This window comes from Bacillus sp. FSL K6-1003 (assembly GCF_037964945.1).
Classification (GTDB): Bacteria; Bacillota; Bacilli; order Bacillales; family Bacillaceae; genus Bacillus; species Bacillus mojavensis.
The window spans coordinates 2404009-2422680 of sequence record NZ_CP150176.1 but is presented as its reverse complement, the minus strand read 5'-3'; the positions used below and the strand labels follow the sequence as shown (position 1 = coordinate 2422680).

The window sequence follows — 18672 nt, the reverse complement described above, 5'->3', positions numbered from 1 at the left end:
TTAATAGGATCACCGAGCCAATGGAAGGAAAGGAGATTGTGAGAAGCCTATGGACCAACACTCATTTCCTTATAACATTCGAAGGGGGCTTCCTTTTTTTAGGGACGTATTCGACATGAATATCCAAAACTCTCACACATTGACAGTCCGATGGAATCTGTCAGTTGAGACGATGAAACTGGCAGAAACCGTACTTTTCGAAAAAACGCCCGACATGATAAAAGAAATCCGTATTTTTATGAAAAGAAACGGTATAGAAGCTGTCAGGACGAAACGCATAAAACGGGATAAAGGGAAATGGATCATTGTTCAGGTGCCTGGTCATGCTTTGTATCGTGCTGAATACAGAATACTGAATTCAATGAATGTTTCTCTCAAACTAGCTGAAACAGAGGACACCTTACTTGCAGAAAACGGTGTCAGCGACATAAACAGTTTTCGCAATGCAGAAGCACATACCAGGTGGGAGGAGCAATTTTCTGCTTACACCTGCTATCGCAGTGAGGGAAGAGAGAAATGAACATCCTTATGCTTTCATTCGAGCATCCTTATAAACCGAAAAGCGGGCTTGGTGTTCATTTAAGCCGTCTTATATCCTATTTAAATCCGCATATCAACATAACAGTCTGCGCTCCAAGCAGGAAGCTATGTTCCTATGCGAATGTTGAAGACTTTATAGCTGATGTCAATGTTAGAATGGTTCAGCAAGTGTTGTCATGCAATAAACGCTTTGATCTGATTCATGCCCATGATGACATGACGGCCCCTGCCGCTCATTATTTGAAAAAGCAGCTCTGCATTCCGCTTGCTGCAACGATCCACGGGCTTGAAAGCGGAAGGAAGCAGGTGTGCAAAGAAACGCCTCATCCGTACAGGCTGCTGACGGAGCGGCTCCTCATTGACATTTCCGATGAATTGATTGTGTTAAGCACTTTTATGAAGAGATCGATTAGTAAGGCGTATCCGTTTCGTGAAAAAATAACCGTCATCCCAAGCCCTCTGTCACTGGAGGCGAAAATAGGTCTAGCTGAAAGGTTGATACATAAAAGATACTTGTTTTCGTTTGGAAGGTTTGTTCCGGAAAAAGGGTTTTCACAGCTGTTGAAGGTATTTTCTATTCTGAACAAATGCCGGCCTGACCTTCAGTTGGTGCTAGCCGGACAAGGGCCGTTATTGGCATCCTATAAGAAACTGGCTGAGCAGTTGAGCATAAAGCAAAGTGTAATGTTTTATCCTTTTTTAAATAGAAGAGAGATCGTGACGTTTCTGTCTCAATGTGAAATGGCTGTTTTCCCAAGCATTTATGAACCCTTTGGGCTCGCTGCACAAGAAAGCATGGAACAAGGCGTGCTGACAGCCGTATCGCAGTCGGGCGGTTTTTGTGACTTTGCCGTTCATAACAAAACTGCAATTGCAGCTGATTTTTCGCAAAAACGGGAAGCGGCAGATAGGCTTTACAACGTATTAATAGATGAAGAAAACGCCTGCCGGATAAAAGAAGCGGGCCGAGAACGGGTGATGAAACTGCATCATCCACAGATCATCACAGCATCCTATTTACAGCTTTATCAGCGTCTATCCAATAATTCATGATTTCATTGAAAAACATCCTAGCATTCCGTCCATTATAGTGGTATTATATATAAGTCTGAATAAGTAAATGATATTTAGTTTGGAGGGAAAACAATGCGCGTTAATATTACTTTGGCTTGCACAGAATGTGGTGAGCGTAACTATATTTCTAAAAAGAACAAACGCAACAATCCAGACCGCGTTGAATTTAAAAAATATTGCCCACGTGATAAAAAATCTACGTTACACCGTGAAACAAAATAACAGCATAGCTGTTTGAGGTGTAAGAAAAAAGCCAGAGCTTTGAAAAAGGTTCTGGCTTTTTTCTATTCCGAGGGGGATAAAAATGAAATCACAATTAAGAAAAAAGACAATGGAAAAAGTATCAGCGATAACAAGTAAAGAATGGTCTAAGAAAACTGCGTGTATCAACGAGCGTTTATTTTCTCTCCAAGAATGGCAGAATGCCCGCACCATAGCCGTCACCATTTCAAGAGGGCTGGAGGTACCGACACGGCCGATTATCGAAAAAGCCTGGGGGGAAGGGAAAGAAGTTTGTATTCCAAAGTGTGATCCTGATACGAAAAGGATGCAGTTCCGCACATTTCAAGCGGATGATCAGCTTGAAACGGTTTACGTCGGACTTCAGGAGCCGATCATTGAGAAAACGAATGAAGTGGTCCAATCACAGATTGATTTGATAATCGTGCCTGGCGTATGTTTCGATCCTGACGGCTATAGGATTGGCTTTGGCGGCGGTTATTATGATCGTTATTTAAGTGATTATAAAGGAAACACAGTCTCTTTGCTTTTAGAATGCCAGCTGTATGATCACGTGCCGCATCTGTCACATGATATCCCGGTTCAAATGCTGGTTACTGAGGATCGAATCATTTCTTGCTTTTCATAGCTTTCTCGTCCCTCCGTCAAGAATAAATAAGAAAGAATAACAAACCCTAATGGCAGGAGGGATATAATGAAAAAATTTATGATCTATGCCATTTGCGCTGTTTCTGCCGTGATGTTTTACCAAAACCGTTACCGTCTCATGAATACCGTGCTCAGCCAGCCGGGAATCAGACGGTCTTTTATTCATCTTTTTTTAAGAATTCCGTTTATCCGCAATAAGTTTATACAGCAAGCTTTTTAAAAATCCCGTTTTCACGGGATTTTTTGCTTTTAGTAGGCGTCAAGAGCACCAGCTGTTATAATGAAAAAAAACCATTGGAGCGGTAAACATGTATTTGTTGGAGTATACATATTGGAAGATCGCGGCGCATTTAGTAAGAAGAGGGTATGGCGTCATACAATCCGGTGAATCTGGTGAAATATGGCTGGAAGCACCGGACAAATCCTCTCATGATCTGATTCGCCTCTTTAAACAGAATATTGATTTTCGCCAAGAAATTGCAAGGGACATAGAAGTGCAGGCGGAGCGAATAGAGCATGTCAGGAAGTCTATCGGCAAGCGGCATTTGAAGCTGCTGAATGTGCTGATCTCAGCGGAAGCACCTGTCGATGACTGGCAGGAAATCGCCGATAAGCCTTTTGAAAAAGGACAGGTATCCGTTGAAACTGCACTTGTGACTGGTACGTCACTTCATGAAGATCTGCAAGCCATTTTTCCATCATTTGAAGCTGATGAATGGACAGAAGACCGAGACTCATTGGAACACGCCCAAATGGCAAAAGAACGCTTTTTTTCACTAGTGCAGAAACAAGAAGAACAGCGGAAAAAAGAAGCGGCGTTTTTCCAGAACGGAAAGCCGATCTTTACATATTTGTTCATCGCGCTGCAGCTCGTGATGTTTTTCCTGCTCGAAATAAACGGCGGAAGCACCAATACGGAGACGCTTGTTGCTTTCGGCGCTAAGGAAAACGGCCTGATTGCAGACGGAGAATGGTGGCGCCTGCTGACGCCGATTGTGCTTCACATCGGCCTTGCGCATTTAGCCTTTAACACGCTGGCTTTATGGTCGGTCGGAACCGCTGTTGAGCGCATGTATGGATCAGGAAGATTCTTGCTGATTTATTTGGCGGCGGGTATCACAGGATCGATCGCCAGCTTCGTGTTCAGTCCTTATCCTTCAGCCGGTGCTTCAGGCGCCATATTCGGCTGCTTAGGCGCATTGCTGTATGTAGCTGTGTCAAATCGAAAAATGTTTCTAAAAACAATAGGCACAAATATTATTGTTATTATCCTGATAAACCTGGGTTTTGGCTTTGCGGTTTCGCATATTGATAATTCAGGGCATATTGGCGGCTTGGTCGGCGGTTTTCTTGCTGCGGCAGCACTTGGTTTGCCAAAAACAAAAGCCTTGGGCAAAAAATTGGTGTCAGCGATTCTGCTGGTTGCCCTGGCCGGCGGGTTTCTCTATTACGGATTGCATTCACCGTCCCATCAGGAGACAGCGCTGATTCAGCAGGCAAATGAGCTTTACCAGGAAGGAAAATATAAAGAAGTAACCGAATTGCTGAACGGTGAAGCAGAGCAGAAAGACGCTTCAGCTGATCTTCTGAAAGTCCTGGCCGTTTCTGATATTCAAATCGGCGAATATGATCAGGCGATTTCTCTTTTGGAAAGAGCAGTGCAAAAAGAGCCTAAAGACCATGCGTCCTATTACAATTTGGCATTGCTGTATGCGGAAAAAAATGAACTTGGTCAAGCTGATCAGGCAATCAGGACCGCTGTAAAGCTGAAGCCGAAGGAGAAGCGTTACATAGAACTACAGCAGCAAATTGAAAATAATAAAGAATAAATGACTGGATGAGAAAGCGTTGAATTTGCCAAGGAATGAATTCCGGGTATTTTTGTCAGCGTTTTCTTCTTGACTGGCGGGTTCTTTATGACTACGCTATTGATAGTTAAGATCAAGAATGGTGAGGAATATGAATACATTTTATGATGTACAGCAGCTATTAAAAACATTTGGACACATTGTTTACTTTGGTGACAGAGAGCTTGAAATTGAGTTTATGCTCGATGAATTAAAGGAACTATATATAAATCATATGATTGAGAAGGAGCAGTGGGCTAAAGCCGCAGCTGTCCTTCATAAAGAGCTGGAACAAACAAAGAAACGAAAGAGATTTACGTAAAGGTTAAGGTGATAAAAATGGACGAGATATGGTTTGCGGGCATTGATCTTGGAGGAACGACGATAAAACTCGCATTTATTAATCAATATGGAGAGATTCAGCATAAATGGGAAGTGCCGACCGATAAGTCCGGTGATACCATTACCGTGACAATAGCAAAAGCGATTGACAGCAAGCTGGATGAGCTTCATAAACCAAAGCACATCGTCAAATATATAGGAATGGGCGCACCAGGGCCAGTAGATATGGCAACTGGGGTCGTTTATGAAACAGTGAATCTTGGCTGGAAAAACTATGCTTTAAAAAATCATCTGGAAACGGAAACAGGCATCCCTGCGGTTATAGAAAATGATGCGAATATTGCCGCGCTCGGAGAAATGTGGAAGGGGGCGGGTGACGGAGCAAAAGACGTCATTCTCGTTACACTAGGTACAGGAGTTGGCGGCGGTATTATTGTGAATGGGGAGATTGTGCACGGAATAAATGGCGCTGGCGGAGAAATCGGCCATATTTGCAGCCTCCCTGAAGGCGGGGCGCCGTGCAACTGCGGTAAAACAGGCTGTATTGAAACCATCGCGTCGGCAACTGGCATTGTTAGAATTGCAAAAGAGAAAATTGCAGAAGCTAAAAAGCCGACACAATTAAAAGCATCTGAGCATTTAACAGCTCGAGATGTATTTGAAGCAGCAAATGAAAATGATGAATTAGCTCTCGAAGTTGTCGATTATGTAGCAAAGTATCTCGGCCTGGTGCTTGGCAATCTGGCCAGCTCGCTTAATCCGTCAAAAATTGTTCTCGGCGGCGGCGTTTCAAAAGCCGGGGAATTGCTGAGATCCAAAGTGGAAAAAACATTTCGTATATGTGCCTTTCCGCGCGCTGCGGAAGCGGCTGATATATCTATTGCGGCGCTTGGAAATGATGCGGGCGTTATCGGAGGAGCTTGGATCGCTAAGAATGAATGGCTGAAACACCAAAATTGTTAAATTTGTGAAAATGAAATTGATTTTTTGTTATGTTCAGGTTAAGATTTAATTTGATGTGTTAATGAGAATGTTGAGAATAGACTGATTTTTTTGAGCGTGCTGCATAGGAGGTTGAAATGCGAAAAACGTTTTTTTCGATGATTTCATTTATGCTGATTGCCATTTTAATGATGTGGCTGAAAACGTATGTTGTTTACAAAACCAGTTTTCATATTAAAATTGACAATCTTACGCAGGAATTTATTCTGTTTATCAACCCATTGAGCTTTTTGCTGCTTATTTTTGGCTTCAGCCTGTTTTTAAAGGGAAGAAACAGAAATCGTTACATTATTGCCATGAGTTGTATTGTCACGTTTGTTTTGCTGGCGAATATGGTTTTTTATCGTTTTTACAATGATTTCCTAACGATTCCGGTTCTTTTTCAAACGAGCAATATGGGTGATCTGGGAAGCAGCATCGGAACACTTCTTGAGCCGACAGACCTCCTTTTGGCTGTAGATATCGTGATTTTAATATGGCTTCATATGCGTCAAAAAGCCTTTCAATCAGACATCCCCTCCACGAAAAATGAACGGGCGGCATATTTTTTGTTTGTGGCTTCCGTTTATTTCTTCAACTTAGGTCTGTCTGAGGCAGAACGGCCGCAGCTATTGACACGCTCATTTGACAGAGAAATGCTCGTTAAAAATATCAGCCTGTTTAATTTTCATATTTATGACGGAGTACTTCAGTCGAAGCAATCCGCACAAAGAGCGCTGGCTGACAGCAACAGCCTGACGGAAATCGAAAACTATGTCACAGCCAATGCGAAAGATGCCAATAAGAACTTATTTGGCGCCGCAAAAGGCAGAAACGTCATACTTGTATCTCTAGAGTCGACGCAAAGCTTTGTGATCAATGAAAAGGTGAACGGAAAAGAAATCACCCCGTTTTTGAATGATTTTATAAAAGAAAGCTATCACTTTAGTAATGTTTACCACCAAACCGGGCAGGGGAAAACCTCTGATTCTGAATTTATCGTGGACAATTCGCTTTATCCGCTTGGACGAGGCGCTGTGTTCTTTACAAATGCCGGCAATCAATACATGGCCGCGCCTGAGATTCTCAAAAATAACGGATATTATTCAGCGGTGCTCCATGCCAATAATAAAAGCTTTTGGAATCGCGATTTAATGTACGATTCATTTGGGTATGATTCATTTTTTGATATTGAATCGTATGATGTTACTGACGATAATTCAGTCGGCTGGGGGCTGAAGGATAAAGAATTTTTTGAACAGTCTTCAGAGCTGATGAAAAACCTGCCTCAGCCGTTTTACTCTAGGCTGATCACACTCACGAATCACTTTCCGTTTGATCTTGATGAAGAGGACAAATTGATTGAGGAATATGATTCAAGCAGCCAAACGTTAAACAAGTATTTCCCGACTGTGCGTTATCAGGATGAGGCGCTGAAACGGTTTATCGAAAAGCTGAAGGAAGACGGCTTATATGATAACTCCATTATTGTTTTATACGGTGACCATTACGGGATATCGGAAAACCATAATGAAGCGATGGGGCAATTCTTAGGGAAAGAAATTACACCATTTGAAGAAGTGCAACTCCAAAAAGTGCCGTTTGTCGTTCATATTCCTGGAATTACAGACAAGAAGCCGAAAACGATTGACAAGGTAGGCGGACAAATCGATATCCGGCCGACGCTGATGAATCTGTTAGGTATTGATACAAAGAACCTCATTCAATTCGGCAACGATCTGCTTTCTGACGATAAACTGGACTTTACAGTGCTGCGTGATGGAAGCTTTATCACAGACCAAATCGTGTATACTGACGGTCTATGTTATGACAAAGCGACAGGAAAGCCTTTGAAAGAGGCAAAGCAATGTGAAACATTTGCAGATAAAGCGAAGCAGGAGCTTTCACTTTCCGATGAAATCATTTACGGAGATTTGTTGCGATTTTATGATCAGGAAAGGCTGGACAATACGTCAAAAAGAAAAGAAAAACAAATTCTTGATCAGGCTTCATGATCATAAAGTCTCCCGTATCAAAAAACGCGGGAGGCTTTCTTTTTTAAAAAACGCCGTCATATAGTAACAAAAAGGGGGATGATGATGGCGTTTATTACGATAAAACCTGAGATCAAACACAATTTGGCTTTAGTGGCAAGAGAACTGAAGATAGATGAGACATTGCTTAGAAGTGCCAATCAAACAGCACAGAAACATCAATTGTACTGTCCTGGTTATAAGATTGAAGAAGGCAATGATAAGGAGCTTCAATCCATTCAGGAAGTAAAGCGCTTTTTACACCCGCTGCAGCTGCAGCCTGCTGACAACTGGCTGGAGCAGGAAAAAATCTATGACTTTCTTGCTGTCGAAGAGGAAATAAAAAAAATAGTCAATGTGTTTCCGTTTGTTTCATGCCGGGAAATCGGACGTTCCGTTTTGGGCAGGCCGATCTGGGAGCTTACAGTTGGGGGCGAGCATACCTCCAAAAAAGTTCACATGAATGCATCGTTTCATGCGAATGAGTGGATTACCACATCTGTACTGCTGAAATGGCTGAAGGAATATTGCCTCTCTTTATGTCATAATACTAATTTTTTTGGCTTTACTCCTTTGGAGCTGTTCAGCCGAACCTCTCTGTCTCTTGTTCCTCTTGTGAATCCGGATGGTGTTGATCTTGTCTTACACGGATCAGCGGGCATGGGAGACAGGAGAGATGAACTTGAAAGACTAAACTGCCATCGTCCGGATTTTAATGAATGGAAGGCAAATATTAATGGCGTTGATTTAAATAAACAATTCCCGTCTTTATGGGAAATTGAAAAATACCGCAAACCGAAAATGCCCAGCTACCGAGATTTTCCTGGAACTTCTCCGCTCACGGAGCCGGAATCCATTGCGATGCAGCAGCTGATAACGGCGGATCCGCCTGACAGGCTGCTGGCCCTTCACACTCAGGGAGAAGAAATCTATTGGGGATATAAAGGCCTTGAGCCCGAAGAATCGGCTTCTGTAATAAAGGATTTTGAGACGATAAGCGGAAACATTTATAAAGGAGTCAAGGATATTGACAGCTATGCGGGATTCCGTGACTGGTTTATTCATCACTATTTTAAAGAAGGTTATACGGTGGAACTCGGAAAAGGTCAAAATCCCTTGCCGTTTGAGCAGTTTACACAGATTTATCAGGCGACAAGAGGGATCTTATGGAGGTCGTTATTTTTTCTTGACTAACTGAAACTTTTTCTTTTTCGTGCCGTATCAAATATGGGACAATAAATATGATCGGAGGGGGAGGCTGATGAGATCAGTTTGTTTGATTCTGCTGTCAGCATTGTTAGTTTGTTTATCGGCATGCGAACCGTCTCATCAGCAGCAAAAACAGGCAGCGACGGCAAAAAGTGAGGAAAAAGAGATTGTTCCGCTGCCAGCAGGAAAAGCGGACGGAGCGGAAGGCTGGCTTAATAACAACACAATTCTGTATACAGCCTCAGATCCGACAAAAACAGAGCTTCTTGCATATCAAATCTTTAATGGCAAAACGGAAAAGCTCTATCAGACGGATGGTCAAATCGTTCATGTTCAAATCAATCCCAAGAAACAGATGATTCTGCTGCAGATCACGCATAGCCAACAGACAACAGTAGTTTTGCTGAATCACAAAGGGGAGACGCTGTACCAGAAAGAATACGAAACGTATGAGCTGGAGGCAGCATGGAATCAGTATGATCCGTATCAAATGATGGTTACGGTATTCACTGAAAACTGGGACTTCAATACATATTACGTGGATGCCAAAAAAGACAAATCTGCTTTAAGTCCAATACAGGTTCCGTTTGTCCATTGGACCTCAAAAAACACATTTGACTATCTAAAAGAGGGAAGAAACGATAAAGAAGGCCCTTTGTATACGTATGATATTGCTTCTGAAAAGGAGAAAAAGCTGGAGGAGGATGTCCTTTACTTTGATTCTTTTCATGATATGAGCTTTACCGTCAAAGCAGATTCCGGAGAGAACGGCTTGTATGAGTTTACATCACCGCAATCGAATGGTGAAGCAGTTACAGCGGAATGGAAACTCCAAACCAAATATACAAGCCTGGCTCCGATGGAGTATGATTATGAGGAGGCTGGCGGACTGTTTTATACGTTTAAAGAAAGCGGGGATGCATATAAGCTGTCAGCGATCGATATGAACTCGGGAAAGGCGCAGGATCTTTTTACTTTGCCTGAAATGGAGCCGATACAAGTATCCCCGAACGGAAAATATGCGTTGTACGGGTTTCATTTTGAGCGCATAATTTCATTAATATCACATGAAATGAAGCCAATCATCATTGATAAAAAGGAGATGGAATAATTAATGGCTATCGCAGATGTAACCATTATCCCAATCGGAACAGAAACACCTAGTGTAAGCGCCTATGTGGCGGATGTGCAGAAAATTTTAGAGGGCTATAAAGCCGAAGGGAAAATCAAATATCAGCTGACACCGATGAACACATTGATTGAAGGCGAGCTCAGCGACCTTTTCACTGTGATTCAGGCGATTCACGAAGCGCCATTTCAAAAAGGGCTTCACAGAGTGGCGACCAACATTCGCATCGATGACAGACGGGACAAAAAAACGACGCTTGAAAGTAAAATAGAAAGCGTGAATAAACATTTACAGCAATAAAAAATAAACCTGTATCCCACTGGATACAGGTTTTAATGTGCAGTAGGATAACCGCTGTTTATCACCGTCATCACTGTAAACCAGCCAAACACACACAAGGTGGCTCCGGCTAATAAAAATCCAAGTATATTTTTGTTTTTCACAGAACGCAAGACTCCCCATAAAGCGAAAAGAGCGACAAGGCCGAAAATCACGACAAGTAACATTACGCAGCCCCCTTTACATTGAAAAACCTGCAATTCTTTCCATTTTTATTCTACCTGTTTTCAGTGTGTTTGTCGATAGCGTTTTCATAGCGATTGTTTGAATCTTTTTTCAAAAACCCTCATAATAGGAGCATAAAAAGGAAAGAGGTGAGAAAAGTGAAATGGAGAAGAATACCTGTAGGGCCGATTCAAGCGAATGCATATTTTTTAATCAGTGATGATCAATGCCTAATTTTTGATCCGGGCGGCGAAGGGGATAAAATCAATCAATACATAAAAGAAAAAGGATTAACGCCTTTAGCCATTTTACTGACACACGCCCATTTTGACCATATTGGGGCGCTGGATAACGTGAGAGACAGATGGGACATTCCTGTCTATCTGCATCAAAATGAAAAGAATTGGCTTACAGATGCCTCATTGAACGGCTCAGGAATGCTGAGAGGGATAGAAGTGACAGCTAAGCCGGCAGATCATTTAATTGAAGGGGACGGTGAGCTGAATATCGGGCCTTTCCATCTGGAGACGTTATTTACCCCGGGACATTCCCCAGGAAGCGTTTCATACTACGTGAAGGATGCCGACCTGGTGATTTCCGGTGATGTCCTGTTTCAAGGCGGGATAGGCCGTACAGATTTACATGGAGGCGACCAAGAAACGCTGCTTACGTCTATCCATGAAAAATTGCTTACGCTGCCTGAGCACACATTGGTGTTAAGCGGACATGGCCCTGAAACTGACGTGCAGACTGAGCAGGATCAAAATCCGTTTTTAAATGGTTTTTCATTATAGAAAAAGAGACAAACCGATGAGGTTTGTCTCTTTTTGCATTTAATGTCCTCCGCCGCCTGGTACCATAATAAAAATGGAATAGTATGTGAAGCCGGCAAAGAAGATGGTTAAATAAGCGCCAAAGATATAAATGTACATCCGTTCTGTTAAATTCAAATACGATAGAAACACAAATAAGATCGTCTGTCCAAAAAATAAAAGGGAAGCATCTTTCATATCACCTAAATAAAACATGACTGCAAATATTCCCGTCCAAAATCCTAACACCCGGAACATGCGATTCATTTTTTATCCCCTCCCGAGAGTCCCTCTGACTGTTATTATAATAGATCACGGACAAAAATGTAAACATTTTCATTATTAATATGAAAAATGGTATTTAACCCTTTGATTGCGTTTTCTATTATATGTACGGTTTTTTAGAAATAACCCGAAAAAAAGTTCAATAAATGGTTTAAAGAAAAATTGATACGGGTAGTTATTCTACAAAGAGATGGTTAACTGGAGGAGGAAAAAACATAATGGAACAATTAACATTTTACTCATACCCAAGCTGCACGTCATGCCGAAAAACAAAACATTGGCTCAAAGCGCACCAGATTGAATTTAACGAACGGCACTTATTCAGAGAAACTCCAACGATGGATGAATTAAAGTATATTTTATCTTTAACGACAGAAGGAATTGACGAAATTTTAGCAACAAGAAGCCAAACCTTCAAAAATTTAAATTTAAACATTGAAGATATGACTGTAAACGAAGTGCTTGAACTTTTAATTGAGAAACCGAAGCTTTTGCGCCGCCCGATTCTCGTGGACAACAGGAAGCTTGTTATCGGATACAATCCGGGAGAACTGTTAAAGTTATCGAAGAAGAAAACGGTTCATCAATCTGCATGATGAAAAACCGAAGATCCGCTGATTTGCTTGAATCAGCTTATCTTCGGTTTTTCACGGTTCAGAAACTGGGCTAGCTGGATTCGAACCAACGATCACGGAGTCAAAGTCCATTGCCTTACCGCTTGGCTATAGCCCACTGTATGTAAAAATAGTATGTGTAACGTGAGACAAGTTATACAAATCAATTATATTTTTTTTGAAAAATAAACATCACAGGAGGTAACCGATTGAAATGAAAGCTCTAGATCAGTATTTAACAGAGCACAAAGAAGATATTACACTTCAATGGCTGGAAACATGCACGTTAAAAGGAACTTTACTGTATTCTGCTAAAGATCAGCAAAAATTAGAACAAAAGTTAAAAGAGCAGCATGAATCGTTGGTAGCGATTGTAGCAAAATCCATTAGAAAAGAAGATGTGAAGGATGAGCTTAAGCAATGGTCACTTCAATGTGCCCGAGACCGTGCTGTTCATGAGGTGACTGTGACGGAAAGTGTCGGTCAGTTTAACGCGTTTAGACACATTATGTGGCAATGGATTCAGGACTTCAGTGAAGCTGCTTCTTCCCAACAAATCGGCATTCAGGATGTATGTGAGTGGAGCAAGATTTTGAATCAAACGATTGATGAGATTATCGAAGTATTTACAGAAGAATATCACCAGGTCACGGTGATCCAATTAAATGCGCAAAAAGAAATGATCAATGAATTGAGCGCACCGATTATGCCGATTTCTAAAGAGATTGGAATTCTTCCCCTTGTCGGTGAAATTGACACGTATAGAGCGAGAACCATTTTGGAATCCGTTTTGGCCCAATGCTCGGCGTTAAAGATTTCATATTTATTTTTAGATATATCCGGTGTTCCCATCGTTGATACGATGGTTGCCTTTCAAATCTTTAAAGTGATTGACAGCACTAAACTGCTGGGCATTGAGACGATTATTTCAGGAATCAGGCCTGAAATCGCCCAGACTGTTGTGAAGCTCGGATTAGATTTTTCGAAGGTGAAAACAGAGCAAAGTCTTGCTAAAGCTTTAGCCAACAAAGGATTTAAGATACAAGAATCTTAAGATGTTTCTTGCTTGATGTGTTTTTTTGAAGCGCGTTCAACACGCAAGAGAAGCAACAGCTGAACAGCCTGTGCTAGGGCTATTCAGCTTTTTTTACTTCGATAAACAAAATATGGTGACTGTCAATTTCTTTAACCTTGAATGAGTAGCCATCATATTCAATGACACTTTCGGGCTCGGCGTCTATGTTCTGTGTGAGAAACCAGCCTCCGAGCGTATCAACTTCAGCATCTGATAAATCAGTTCCAAGCAGGTTATTAACGTCACTGATTAATAATTTCGCATTTAATAAATAATGATCTTTTCCCAGTTCACGAACATGAGGCACTTCATCTGAATCGAATTCATCACGTATTTCTCCTACAATTTCTTCGATAATATCCTCGACGGTGATCAAACCTGAAGTTCCGCCATATTCATCAATGAGAATCGCCATATGGGTGCGTTCCTTTTGCATTTTGATGAGTAATTTGTAAATCGGAATGGTCTCAATGACATGAATGACAGGCTGTATGAAGGGTTCAATTTTGTGCTTCTGAAAAGAAAAGTCTTTCGTCAGCAATGAAAACAGCACTTCTTTCATATTGATCACACCGATAACGTTATCTTTATCTTCCTTAACAATCGGGTACCGGGTATATTTGGTCTGCTTAACCGTTTCCCGCATGCTTGGGATCGAGTCATCCTCAATTGACAAACTGACCATTTCGTTTCGCGGCACCATAATTTCCTTTGCCATTCGTTTATCAAATGTAAATATATTATTCATATATTTTAATTCGCTTTTTCTGATTTCTCCGCTTTTATAGCTTTCGGTCAACAGTACTCTAAGCTCTTCCTCCGTATAAGCCAGTTCATGCTCTGATGCCGGCTTCAGCCCAAAAAGCCCCGTGATTAATCGGGCAGACTGGTTAAGGAGCCAAATGAACGGAAACATGATTTTATAAAACCAGATTAATGGTTTCGCGAGCATCAACGTAATGCTTTCTGCTTTTTGAATCGCGAAGCTCTTCGGTGCCAGCTCCCCAATGACGACATTTAAATACGTTACCACTAAAAAGGCGATAATAAGAGAAAGAAGATGGGTAAGCGACTCGTTTAAGCCTGCTTTATGAAAGAGCGGCCGAAGCAGAGTCTGTACGGTCGGTTCACCCAGCCAGCCGAGTCCTAAAGCTGCGACCGTGATGCCCAGCTGGCAGGCTGATAAATATTCGTCAAGATGAGTGACCACATGTTTTGCCGCTTTAGCCCCTTTTCTTCCTTTTGCAACAAGCTGATCAATCCTGGATCGTCTTACTTTTACAATCGAGAATTCTACGGCGACAAAAAATCCCGTCAACAAAATTAAAAACGCGACTGCTAATAAATTGATAAATTCCAAAATAAACTGCCTTCTCCAAGGAAGGCATGCACCTCCCTTTACGATGTCTTTCTACATTCCATACCACCAGGAAAAGCTCACAAAACATGTGATAAAGTGCCTAAATGGTTTAGGAATGCTTTTCATTGGGCAATTAAAGAACAAAAGAATAAAAGTCTGGAGGATCGTAACATGAAGGTACATACAGGTGAAGATTGGTTTTGGTACCAAATGGGGCCTCAGGAAAGAGATAAGGCAAGAGATCTGATCCATTTTTCTCATTGGCCGCAATGTGAAAAATGGTTTGAAAATAATCATCATATTAACTTTTTGCGCGTGGATACAACAGAAGCGGAGAATGAAGCGGTATTCGGCTCGATCGTATATGATCAAGGGCTGAACGAAGAAAAGGATCACACCGTATTTCACTTTTATATCACACGGCAATATTTTTTCACCATCAATTTTGATTTTTCTATATTAGAAGGGATTAAGGGGAAACAAGTTGTCCAGCAAATGAAAAGAGCGAACAATGCCATAGAGGGGTTCTTAATACTTCTAGGGGAATTAATGAATGCTTATTTAATCGGTGTCGACAAATTTGAAGTGAGATTGAGAGAGCTTAGGTGGCAAATCAAGGATGATAACAGCAAAAGTATTTTAAACCGCGTTCATTTACTGCGCCATGAGCTGATGATTTGGAAAAACTTGATCTTAAGCGCCAAAAAACTTGAGATGGCGTTAAAAGAAACCTTCTTGCCTCAAAATGAAGGGAAAAAGGATTATCAGCGCACGCATCTGAAAATTGACAGAGGTTTCACATACATCAGTGAATTTGAGGGGGAGCTTAACAACCTTTTGCATTCAGAAGAGGTCATTACTTCTCATAGGGGAAATGAAATCGTAAAAGCCCTTACTATTTTCACGACGCTTTTTACGCCGATTACAGCACTTGGCGCCCTTTGGGGAATGAACTTTTCGGTGATGCCGGAGCTGAATTGGAAATACGGATATCTTTTTTCTCTATTTTTAATTTTCAGTTCAACAATTCTGATTTACCTGTATCTGAAGAAAAAAGGCTGGACGGGAGATATGCTGCAAGAAAGGAAGAGAAAAAATTCACGAAAAAGGCACAGGCAGTAGGTATTTCATTTTTTGTGCACGGATAAAGAATAAATAGCACTCGGGAAAAGAGCTTTGACTGCTGCGAACCGACCGCAGCAGTCACTGACCTAGCCAAAAAGATGAAAGACTCCAACCTCGGTCCTATTCCAATTTGTGGAATCATCAGACTTCAAGGCTCGTTTCTGATCGGGACATTGTCACCAGAACATTAGCTGAAGATCAAATAGAAGCGTCAAGCTAATGACATCCATGAGCACAGAAATCGTTGCCGGTCATCTGGATAGGTCTGACGATGGAGCGAGTCAGCTTATGGCAGAGCATCAAATCCCCCGTTTACCGATTCTTGAAAATGAACGTTTAACGGGTATTGTTGCGTTAGGCGACCCTTCCGTTAAGAAAGACACAGACCAGAAAGCCTAACCATTAAGTGACATTTCTAAATCAGCATAACAAACAGTCGGGAAGAGGTAGCTGCCTCTTCCTTTTTATTTTGTATACGCTAAACTGATCCGCCGTTTTTAGTAAGCGTCAAACTCCGATTTTATCATTCCCTCCTTAGATGCCAGAGCCGGACTGCGTACACTGTCCATTTAATCTCTTTTCATATCCTTATTAAAATCGAAAATCATGTGTTAAATAAAGCTGAATTTCTATTTTGATAGGGATAAATGATTTTTTTAGGTTGTAAATAGATCAGAAAATCACATTTTCTTTGTTTGATTACTATGTCTTCTTTTTTCTACAATACGCTTTGAAAGGAGAGGGAATCAAATTGGATTCGATAGAAAACATAAGTAGAACCTTAATTGAAGAGGCGTATAAGACGAAGGCCTCTGACATTCACATTGTGCCAAGGGAACGGGACGCGATCATCCATTTTCGGGTTGACAATGCATTGCTGAAAAAGCGAAACATGAAAAAAGAAGAGTGTGTAAGGCTCATTTCTCATTTTAAGTTTCTCTCAGCTATGGACATTGGGGAGAGAAGAAAGCCGCAAAGTGGATCGCTTACTCTAAAATTAAAAGAGGGTGACGTTCACTTAAGGATGTCAACGCTCCCGACAATTAACGAAGAAAGCCTCGTCATCAGAGTGATGCCTCAGTATAATATCCCTTCGATTGATAAACTGTCTTTATTCCCACAGACAGGAGCCACCTTGCTTTCATTTTTAAAACACTCCCACGGCATGCTGATTTTTACCGGACCAACAGGCTCTGGGAAAACAACAACGTTATATTCTCTGATTCAATATGCAAAAAAACATTTTAATCGAAACATTGTCACACTTGAAGATCCAGTGGAAACGAGGGATGAAGATGTTCTTCAGGTGCAGGTGAATGAAAAAGCCGGTGTCACATACTCCACAGGGCTGAAGGCTATTTTGCGCCATGACCCCGATATGATCATCTTAGGTGAGATTAGAGATGCTGAAACAGCCCAAATCGCGGTGCGGGCAGCGATGACTGGTCATTTAGTGCTGACGAGCCTTCATACGAGAGATGCCAAGGGCGCGATTTACAGGCTGCTTGAATTTGGCATTAATATGAATGAAATCGAGCAGACAGTTATTGCGATAGCGGCTCAGCGTTTAGTTGATTTGGCTTGCCCGTATTGTGAAAACGGATGTTCTTCAGTGTATTGCCGACTGTCACGAAACATAAGGAGAGCAAGCGTATACGAGCTGCTATACGGGAAAAACCTTCAGCAGTGTATTCAGGAAGCAAAAGGGGACAATGCAAATTACCAATATCAAACGCTGCGTCAAATTATAAGAAAAGGGATTGCGCTCGGCTATTTAACGACAAATAACTATGACCGGTGGGTTTATCATGAAACAGATTAGAAAAGTTTGGCCGTTAAAGGATCAAGCCTATTTACTGAAAAGGCTGGGGGAAATGACAGCGGGCGGATACAGTCTTTTAGACGGGTTGCGCCTAATGCAGCTGCAAATGAATAAAAGGCAGCTGGCGGACTTGGCTGCCGCAATAAGACGGCTGAGAGAAGGAGAATCGTTTTACCATGTATTAAAGAGCTTGTCATTTCATAAGGAAGCCATTGGTATTTGTTATTTTGCTGAAACACATGGAGAATTGCCGACTTCCATGATTCAGAGCGGAGAGCTGCTGGAACGAAAAACAGCGCAGGCAGAGCATATTAAAAGGGTGCTGAGATATCCTCTTTTTCTCATCTTTACCGTTGGTGTCATGCTCTATATGCTGCAAAACATCATCATCCCTCAGTTTTCCGGTATTTATCAATCGATGAATGTAGAAACTTCACGCACAACAGGCATCATTTTTGCGTTTTTTCAGCACCTTGATGCCGTCTTCATATTAATGGCCATTTTGGCCGCAGGGATAGGTCTTTATTATTGGTTTGTGTTTAAGAAAAAATCCCCTGACCGCCAAATGCACATTTGCGTAAGTATTCCTCTGTTTGGAAAGCTGGTCAGGCTGTTTAACAGCTACTTTTTTTCTTTACAGCTGAGCAGTCTTCTGGCATCAGGACTTTCTATTTATGACAGTTTGAAAGCATTTAGACATCAAACGTTTCTTCCTTTCTACCGCCACGAAGCTGAACAAATGATTGAACAGTTAAAAGCCGGTGAAACCATTGAAACTGCTTTAGACAAACACCCTTTTTACGAAAGTGATTTTTCAAAAGTAATATCTCATGGCCAGCTAAGCGGCCGTTTGGACCGGGAACTCTTCACGTACAGTCAGTTTATATTGCAGCGGCTTGAGGACAAGTCACAAAAATGGACAGGCATTCTTCAGCCCATTATTTATGGATTTGTAGCAGCGATGATTTTAATTGTGTATTTATCGATGCTCCTGCCTATGTATCAGATGATGAATCAAATGTGAAAGGAAGA

General features: G+C 41.6%; 21 protein-coding genes, 1 tRNA gene and 1 pseudogene. 19 read left to right on the top strand and 4 right to left on the bottom strand.

The features are described 5' to 3' along the window. Window positions 1–49: 49 nt before the first annotated feature. The 12 genes from NSU16_RS12345 to NSU16_RS12290 all read left to right on the top strand — a co-directional run bounded on the left by NSU16_RS12345 (window position 50) and on the right by NSU16_RS12290 (window position 10343). Complete coding sequence (locus tag NSU16_RS12345) at window positions 50–520, top strand: hypothetical protein (protein ID WP_339191011.1); 471 nt, start codon at window positions 50–52, stop codon at window positions 518–520. Beyond that, window positions 517–1593 carry a glycosyltransferase family 4 protein gene (locus tag NSU16_RS12340; RefSeq protein ID WP_339191008.1) on the top strand — a complete coding sequence of 359 codons (1077 nt, stop codon included), beginning with the start codon at window positions 517–519 and terminating at the stop codon, window positions 1591–1593. The genes NSU16_RS12345 and NSU16_RS12340 overlap by 4 nt, the downstream gene beginning before the upstream one ends. A 93-nt stretch (window positions 1594–1686) precedes the next feature. Then, window positions 1687–1836, top strand: coding sequence for a 50S ribosomal protein L33 (gene rpmG, locus NSU16_RS12335; RefSeq protein ID WP_003153056.1), 150 nt, complete (start codon window positions 1687–1689; stop codon window positions 1834–1836). A gap of 82 nt (window positions 1837–1918) precedes the next feature. Beyond that, window positions 1919–2482 carry a 5-formyltetrahydrofolate cyclo-ligase gene (locus NSU16_RS12330; protein ID WP_339191005.1) on the top strand — a complete coding sequence of 188 codons (564 nt, stop codon included), beginning with the start codon at window positions 1919–1921 and terminating at the stop codon, window positions 2480–2482. 66 nt (window positions 2483–2548) lie between these two features. Next, window positions 2549–2722, top strand: coding sequence for a hypothetical protein (locus NSU16_RS12325; protein ID WP_024122059.1), 174 nt, complete (start codon window positions 2549–2551; stop codon window positions 2720–2722). A gap of 88 nt (window positions 2723–2810) precedes the next feature. Next, a complete protein-coding gene (gene yqgP, locus NSU16_RS12320) occupies window positions 2811–4331 on the top strand; it encodes a rhomboid protease YqgP (protein ID WP_339191002.1) in 1521 nt (506 codons plus the stop codon). 130 nt (window positions 4332–4461) lie between these two features. Continuing rightward, on the top strand, window positions 4462–4671 hold the full coding sequence (locus NSU16_RS12315; protein WP_024122057.1) for a YqgQ family protein: 210 nt from the start codon (window positions 4462–4464) through the stop codon (window positions 4669–4671). A gap of 17 nt (window positions 4672–4688) precedes the next feature. Next, a complete protein-coding gene (glcK, locus tag NSU16_RS12310; protein WP_339190999.1) occupies window positions 4689–5654 on the top strand; it encodes a glucose kinase GlcK in 966 nt (321 codons plus the stop codon). 116 nt (window positions 5655–5770) lie between these two features. Continuing rightward, a complete protein-coding gene (locus NSU16_RS12305) occupies window positions 5771–7687 on the top strand; it encodes an LTA synthase family protein (protein WP_268445880.1) in 1917 nt (638 codons plus the stop codon). Between the two features lie 81 nt (window positions 7688–7768). Further along, on the top strand, window positions 7769–8899 hold the full coding sequence (locus tag NSU16_RS12300) for a M14 family metallocarboxypeptidase (RefSeq protein ID WP_339192687.1): 1131 nt from the start codon (window positions 7769–7771) through the stop codon (window positions 8897–8899). Between the two features lie 67 nt (window positions 8900–8966). After that, window positions 8967–10025, top strand: a complete 1059-nt coding sequence (locus NSU16_RS12295) for a hypothetical protein (RefSeq protein WP_339190997.1) — start codon at window positions 8967–8969, stop codon at window positions 10023–10025. A 3-nt stretch (window positions 10026–10028) separates the two neighbouring features. Next, window positions 10029–10343: an MTH1187 family thiamine-binding protein gene (locus NSU16_RS12290; protein WP_010334936.1), complete on the top strand. Its 315-nt coding sequence runs from the start codon at window positions 10029–10031 to the stop codon at window positions 10341–10343. A gap of 32 nt (window positions 10344–10375) precedes the next feature. On the opposite strand, the gene NSU16_RS12285 is transcribed toward NSU16_RS12290, so the two are convergent. After that, window positions 10376–10549, bottom strand: a complete 174-nt coding sequence (locus NSU16_RS12285; protein ID WP_010334935.1) for a DUF2759 domain-containing protein — start codon at window positions 10547–10549, stop codon at window positions 10376–10378. Between the two features lie 156 nt (window positions 10550–10705). On the opposite strand from NSU16_RS12285, the gene NSU16_RS12280 reads away from it, so the two are divergent. After that, window positions 10706–11341 carry an MBL fold metallo-hydrolase gene (locus NSU16_RS12280; RefSeq protein WP_339190994.1) on the top strand — a complete coding sequence of 212 codons (636 nt, stop codon included), beginning with the start codon at window positions 10706–10708 and terminating at the stop codon, window positions 11339–11341. 39 nt (window positions 11342–11380) lie between these two features. Here the strand turns inward: NSU16_RS12280 and NSU16_RS12275 are convergent, their stop codons facing one another. Next, the gene (locus tag NSU16_RS12275; protein WP_003226300.1) at window positions 11381–11626 is read right to left on the bottom strand and encodes a DUF2626 domain-containing protein; all 246 of its coding nucleotides are present in this window, start codon (window positions 11624–11626) and stop codon (window positions 11381–11383) included. Window positions 11627–11859: 233 nt separating this feature from the next. On the opposite strand from NSU16_RS12275, the gene mgsR reads away from it, so the two are divergent. Continuing rightward, a complete protein-coding gene (gene mgsR / locus NSU16_RS12270; protein WP_026014741.1) occupies window positions 11860–12240 on the top strand; it encodes a transcriptional regulator MgsR in 381 nt (126 codons plus the stop codon). Between the two features lie 65 nt (window positions 12241–12305). Here the strand turns inward: mgsR and NSU16_RS12265 are convergent. Then, window positions 12306–12376 (bottom strand) — tRNA-Gln (locus NSU16_RS12265). 96 nt (window positions 12377–12472) lie between these two features. Here NSU16_RS12265 and NSU16_RS12260 point away from each other — a divergent pair. Beyond that, window positions 12473–13312 (top strand): STAS domain-containing protein, encoded by an 840-nt coding sequence (locus NSU16_RS12260; RefSeq protein WP_268451132.1) that lies wholly within the window; start codon window positions 12473–12475, stop codon window positions 13310–13312. Between the two features lie 79 nt (window positions 13313–13391). Here the strand turns inward: NSU16_RS12260 and NSU16_RS12255 are convergent. Then, window positions 13392–14721, bottom strand: a pseudogene (locus NSU16_RS12255) (hemolysin family protein). 143 nt (window positions 14722–14864) lie between these two features. On the opposite strand from NSU16_RS12255, the gene NSU16_RS12250 reads away from it, so the two are divergent. The 4 genes from NSU16_RS12250 (at window position 14865) to comGB (ending at window position 18664) form a co-directional block, all read left to right on the top strand. After that, window positions 14865–15815, top strand: coding sequence for a magnesium transporter CorA family protein (locus NSU16_RS12250; protein ID WP_010334929.1), 951 nt, complete (start codon window positions 14865–14867; stop codon window positions 15813–15815). Window positions 15816–16046: 231 nt separating this feature from the next. Further along, window positions 16047–16217: a hypothetical protein gene (locus NSU16_RS12245; RefSeq protein WP_339190991.1), complete on the top strand. Its 171-nt coding sequence runs from the start codon at window positions 16047–16049 to the stop codon at window positions 16215–16217. Between the two features lie 352 nt (window positions 16218–16569). Beyond that, window positions 16570–17640, top strand: a complete 1071-nt coding sequence (comGA, locus tag NSU16_RS12240) for a competence protein ComGA (protein WP_168748237.1) — start codon at window positions 16570–16572, stop codon at window positions 17638–17640. Next, the gene (comGB, locus tag NSU16_RS12235; RefSeq protein WP_339190988.1) at window positions 17627–18664 is read left to right on the top strand and encodes a competence type IV pilus assembly protein ComGB; all 1038 of its coding nucleotides are present in this window, start codon (window positions 17627–17629) and stop codon (window positions 18662–18664) included. The genes comGA and comGB overlap by 14 nt, the downstream gene beginning before the upstream one ends. Window positions 18665–18672: the final 8 nt, after the last annotated feature.